The sequence below is a fragment of the Desulfuromusa kysingii genome (assembly GCF_900107645.1).
GTDB classification, from domain to species: domain Bacteria; phylum Desulfobacterota; class Desulfuromonadia; order Desulfuromonadales; family Geopsychrobacteraceae; genus Desulfuromusa; species Desulfuromusa kysingii.
In genome coordinates, this window is record NZ_FNQN01000023.1 from 1 (window position 1) to 5,349 (window position 5,349).

At 44.7% G+C, this 5,349-nt stretch carries 8 protein-coding genes and 1 pseudogene; all 9 read left to right on the forward strand.

Going from position 1 to position 5,349, the window contains the following annotated elements; translation table 11 throughout:
- Positions 1-390, forward strand: a pseudogene (locus tag BLU87_RS17390) (transposase); the annotation flags it as partial.
- Between the two features lie 303 nt (positions 391-693).
- Positions 694-1,263, forward strand: coding sequence for a hypothetical protein (locus tag BLU87_RS16955; RefSeq protein WP_092351018.1), 570 nt, complete (start codon positions 694-696; stop codon positions 1,261-1,263).
- On the forward strand, positions 1,260-1,931 hold the full coding sequence (locus BLU87_RS16960) for a hypothetical protein (RefSeq protein WP_092351020.1): 672 nt from the start codon (positions 1,260-1,262) through the stop codon (positions 1,929-1,931). The genes BLU87_RS16955 and BLU87_RS16960 overlap by 4 nt, the downstream gene beginning before the upstream one ends.
- Positions 1,932-2,098: 167 nt before the next feature.
- Entirely contained in the window at positions 2,099-2,704 is a 606-nt protein-coding gene (locus tag BLU87_RS16965; protein WP_092351022.1) for a hypothetical protein, read from the forward strand.
- Entirely contained in the window at positions 2,701-3,060 is a 360-nt protein-coding gene (locus BLU87_RS16970) for a hypothetical protein (protein ID WP_092351024.1), read from the forward strand. The genes BLU87_RS16965 and BLU87_RS16970 overlap by 4 nt, the downstream gene beginning before the upstream one ends.
- Positions 3,061-3,071: 11 nt before the next feature.
- Entirely contained in the window at positions 3,072-3,767 is a 696-nt protein-coding gene (locus BLU87_RS16975; RefSeq protein WP_092351026.1) for a transposase, read from the forward strand.
- A gap of 69 nt (positions 3,768-3,836) precedes the next feature.
- Positions 3,837-3,983 (forward strand): hypothetical protein, encoded by a 147-nt coding sequence (locus tag BLU87_RS17395; RefSeq protein ID WP_175498446.1) that lies wholly within the window; start codon positions 3,837-3,839, stop codon positions 3,981-3,983.
- Positions 3,984-4,258: 275 nt separating this feature from the next.
- Complete coding sequence (locus tag BLU87_RS16980; RefSeq protein ID WP_092351028.1) at positions 4,259-4,957, forward strand: hypothetical protein; 699 nt, start codon at positions 4,259-4,261, stop codon at positions 4,955-4,957.
- Between the two features lie 94 nt (positions 4,958-5,051).
- Positions 5,052-5,349 (forward strand): transposase (locus BLU87_RS16985; protein WP_175498447.1); only part of this gene is annotated, 298 nt, incomplete at its 3' end.

A 5,349-nucleotide genomic window follows, 5' to 3' on the forward strand; every position in this document is an offset into this window, starting at 1 on the left:
GAAGGGGTCCGTGGTTATTTGTTTCAAGGCCGCTTTGGTTCCTGTGTGCTCGACCAGCAGCACCTGCTGGCCGCAGGACGCTACGTGGAACGTAATCCAGTTGCGGCAGGCATGGTCGAGTCTCCTGTAGATCATAACTGGTCGAGCGCACGTTTCAATTGTGGTGTGGTCGAAGATGATCCGCTGGTACGAGAGCGAAGCTTACCTTCGATGGTCGATAATTGGATGAACTTTCTGGAAACAACAGATGGAGAACAAGACCTCAGGATTCAAAAAAGAACGAAAACCGGTCGTCCATTAGGTGGAGAACCGTTTATTAAGCATCTTGAAAAATTAACTGGACGGGCGTTGATGTTGAAAACAGCGGGGAGGCCACGAATTGATGAGTAATAAGTATTATGTCCCCGGAATAGATGCCCAGGATTCAAAAAAAGAACGAAAACCGGTCGTCCATTAGGTGGAGAACCGTTTATTAAGCATCTTGAAAAATTAACTGGACGGGCGTTGATGTTGAAAACAGCGGGGAGGCCACGAATTGATGAGTAATCGGTATTATGTCCCTGGAACAGATCCGTTTTCGGTTTGGGGTACGACCCCGGATCGGAGGCGGGCTGTTTGTGTTTGATCCGTTGACAGTGAACCGCTCAATCCAAAAGGGAAATTGACGAATTCCACAGTTTCTGGAGTCACAAAATGAAAGAAATATTGAATCTGGTATTGGTATTTTTCTTGTCCTCCTACTTGTTTATCGTTCCGATCGTTTTTCTGGTTGTCATGCTTTTTTTGTTGGGAACACGAAAAACAAAAAAAGGTCGTTGGATGATTGCCGTAGTCAGCCTGATCGGTGTGGCTCTGATGGCGTGGTATGGATTTGGAAGAGTTGCTTATTATGATTGGCAGGTTCGGAAACTGTGCGCAATTGATGGGGGCGTCAAAGTGTATGAGACGGTGGAATTAACACCGGATTTGCTTGATAAGTTTGGCAGAATTTCTATTCCGTATAAAACTAACGCAACAGCTGATGATTTGTATTTTTATGAAAAGGAGAAACAATACTTAAGGAAAAAGAAACCGACCCTAATTCGAACTCGTACTGTGATTATCCGTCTTAGTGATAATAAAGTTCTTGGTGAACTCATACGTTACGGACGAGGTGGAGGAGATTTGCCCAGTTTTGGACATCCATCGTCCTTTTCGTGTCCAGACCCAGTAAAAGGAAGTAATTTTGAAAACTCAATTTTTTTAAAGGGGGATGAAAAATGAGTACGATATCAGATTATTACAAGTATGCTGAGCTTTCTTGGGCATCATATGTTGATTTATCTTCTGGGATGGCTCCTCAGGATTATATTGATGCGCTTATGCATGAAGACGACGGCATGTCCCTCACTCAAGCCCAAACTTTCGCCAGCCATTGGCGTGTTATCGATCAGCTACCGAACACGGCTGAGGGTTTTTCGGCCACGGTGTTTCAAAGTGTTGATGATAACAGCTATGTGCTGTCGATTCGTGGAACCGAAACCTCCACCATCAAGGATGGTCTGATTGACTGGTCGACTAATTTTGGTGACATCGGGGCTGATGGCATTGCTATCGCGCAAGCAATCGATTTGTTCAACTATTATCAACGGTTAACAGTCAGACAGGGCGAGGACCTTGTCCAATACGCCTATTCCCATGAAGAAGAAGGAAAACAAAGGGGACAGATTTATTTATTGATTTTGCAATTGCCTTGTTCTGATAGGTTCAGCCATCCCACGAACTGGATGAACTTTCTGGAAACAACAGATGGGGAACAAGACCTCAGGATTCAAAAAAGAACGAAAACCGGGCGTCCATTAGGTGGAGAACCGTTTGTTAAGCATCTTGAAAAAATAACTGGACGGGCGTTGATGTTGAAAACAGCGGGGAGGCCACGAATTGATAAGTAATAGGTATTATGTCCCTGGAATAGATCAGAATTTTGGGGATTGTCAATGTGTAGACGTGTGTAGACGCGACCCCTGTGGGGAAAAAAAAGCAATCAGTTTGCGGAGCATCAGGACCCCGGGTTTACCCGGGGGTATCTATGCCTATTTTTGAAGAGGTGTTGTAAATTATGGAAGCGTTATTTGGATTTATCACATTGACCAGTCCTTTGTTTCTGGTTGTTCTATGGCTGCCAGTGTGCATTGCATTGGCAGTGTGGGTGAGCAGGAAGTTTAAAAAAACAAGCTTGTTGCTCAAGGTTGTGATTGGCTCTCTAACATTTCTAAGTTCTCTAATACTTCCCTTCGCTGATGAAATCGTTGGACGGATCTATTTCAATCATCTTTGTCAAACTGAGGCAGGGGTGAAAATATATCAGGTGGTCGAACTCCCTGCTGAGTATTGGGATAACACTGGAAAGGCGCTGTTTTATGAGGGTGCAAGTAACAATGATATTCCGCCAAATGCCTTTGCTCGGTTAGGGATAGATATAAATTCTAAACCGACTGCGCGACAACGTGTTTTTCAAATTGAGCAGTTCGGATCAATGATTTCATTAAAGGATTCTGAGCAGAGGTTGAGTGAAGTAATAGGTTTTCGTTACTGGGGCGGTTGGGTAGCACGCGAGATGACATCTAACAATTTGGCTACTTCGTGTGGTGGTGCAAACTCTTATGATGAATTAGTGACAAAGCAATTTATGCCAGAGAAATTGGCGGAGGGGGGCGATTTATGACAACGATCAGTGATTATTTTGAAGAAGCATGGTTGGCGCAAGCAGCATACGCTATAGGGTTGGAACAAAATTGGTTTGGTGGTGGGACAGAGGAGTTTCCAAGTCTATATGCCCAAAAATTAATAGATGGTGGCATGTCAAAACTCCAAGCCATCGCGTTTGCCAATGAATATACAGTTGTTGAGCAGTACACCGATCCGGAAAGTGGATTTTCGGGGACAGTGTTCAAGGATTCTTTCGGGCAAATCTTCATGGCAATGCGCGGTACTGAACCACTCTCTGTATTTAATGATTGGCCGACAAACATAACAAAGGGGACAGATTTATTTATTGATTTCGCAATTGCCTTGTTCTGATAGGTTCAGCCATGCCACGAACTGCTCGCATCGTCATACCCGATTATCCTCACCACATTATACAGCGCGGTCATAATCGCCAAGTCGTATTCTCCGCCGAGGAGGATTATCACTATTACCTTAACAATCTTGCCGAATGGAAAGAGGTGTACAATTGCAAAATCTACGCATTTTGTCAGATGACCAATCATGTTCATCTGATCATTAATCCAGGTGACAACCCTGAAAACCTGGGACGGTTGATGAAAAGAGTCGCTGGTCGACAAACCCGCTATATCAATTGTCAGGAAGGTCGCAGCGGCACTCTGTGGGAAGGGCGCTTCAAGTCGAGTCCCATTGACAGCAATAGATATCTGCTCGCCTGTTGTCGCTATGTAGAGATGAATCCGGTGGTTGCCAGAATTTGCGCTGATCCTGCCGATTATCCTTGGTCGAGCTGTTGTTCCAAGGTCTCTGGCAAGCGGTTTGAATGGTTGGATTTAGATTCCCTTTATAAGTCCTTGGCCCTGTCGGACGATGAGCGTTGCAAGCGATATCACAAATTTCTATCCGAGACCGTTTCCGACCAGGAAAGAGAGACGATTAGCAGGGCTGTTCAGCGTGGTCAGCTAACCGGAGGGTCGTCATTTGTCGATGAAATAGAAAGACGACTCAGCCGGCGGATAGAATTGCGTGGACAGGGACGACCTCGAAAGGTCAGAAAATAAATCTGTCCCCTTTTTCCTGTCCCCTTTTTCCCGTGCATGTATCTATGCCATCACTACAGCGGTGCAACATTGCGGGACATCGGTGAGAAATTCGGCGTCGGTGAGTCGGCTGTTTCTCAGGGAAGTAGGAGAATGCAGGTTAAGCTGGCAGAGGATGATGCATTGCGTGGTGAGATTGACCTGATCTGCCGAATTTTGGGGGTTGTCAATGTGTAGACGCGACACCTTTGTAGGCGCCTTTTGAAAAAAATGGCAATTCCCCAGGATATTCAGATTTTTGTCAGATCCCATATGTATCATGGTGTTTAATTGCTTCAGATATTGATGATTGCCCGGTACTGTTTTTCTGAGGGGGGAACATGATTCCAGGATGTTTAGATAGCAGCCCGTTTTCGGTTTGGGGTACGACCCCGGATCGGAGGCGGGCTGTTTGTGTTTGGCGGCATCTCATTTATTCAATGAACATACTCAGTATAAGAGAAGGATAAGCTATGGATGCAGGTGTTTGGGAAATATTTGGCACACGCTATTACACCCATGGTTTCGGATTGCTATTTGTCTTTCCGTTCGCCATCTGGTTTTTCGTGGCCTCGGTACTCACGCTGAAAGGGCTGGTCGTTGAACGAACCTTTAAATGGCGTGGATTGGCCTTGTCTGCCTGCTTAATAGTCGTAACTCTGGTCGCTGTGTTCTGGGATGTTTATCAGATTGGACAACAAGCAACCAAACTCTGTAACGAAAAAGCCGGATTGCATGTTTATCGAACGGCAGAGGCGGAGGGGGTTCTGGGTTTGTTCAGTATTGAACACTGGTCAAAATATGGATTTAAATTTGTTGAATATGAAGACGTCTTAAAAAATAAGACTAGATATTTTTTAGAAGGTGGAAAACCTGCGCATAAAAAGGTCAATCAGTTTTTAAGTCAATATGAATATCTTATAACAAGAAAAAACCTGACTTCAAGGATAGGAATTATAAAACAAGAAATTAAAGATAGAAACGCCAATGAAGTTCTTGGAGAATCCAATGAATTTTCAATTGATGGCGGTTGGGCTGACATGCTTTTTTATAACACAACAGGATTCAGTTATTCGCCATGGATATGTAGCGGCAGCAATGAAAGTCAGAAAATATATCCAAGCGAATTAGTTAAAGCTGTATTGAAGCCAGAGGAAATTCTGGGGACATAATACCTATTTAAATTCCTTGCAAGAGGGAAGTGAATTCGTTAGGCTGATAGTCACTTACCAATAACATGGATGACACCGATCCGGAGGGGGATTGATGGCACGTTTTGCTCGTCTGGTTATTCCTACCTATCCACATCACATCACTCAACGTGGTGTCCGCTCTATGGACATCTTTGCTGACGATCAAGACCGACTCACTTATTTGCAAGTGATGGCCGAGCATGCTGAACTCTCAGGCGTGACCTTCCTGGCCTGGTGTCTGATGACCAACCATGTTCACCTCATTGCTGTCCCTGAAAACGAAAATTCTCTGGCACGCTCCATCGGAGAAGCTCACCGCCGTTACACACGTATGAAAAATTTCACAGAAGGGGTCCGTGGTTATTTGTTTC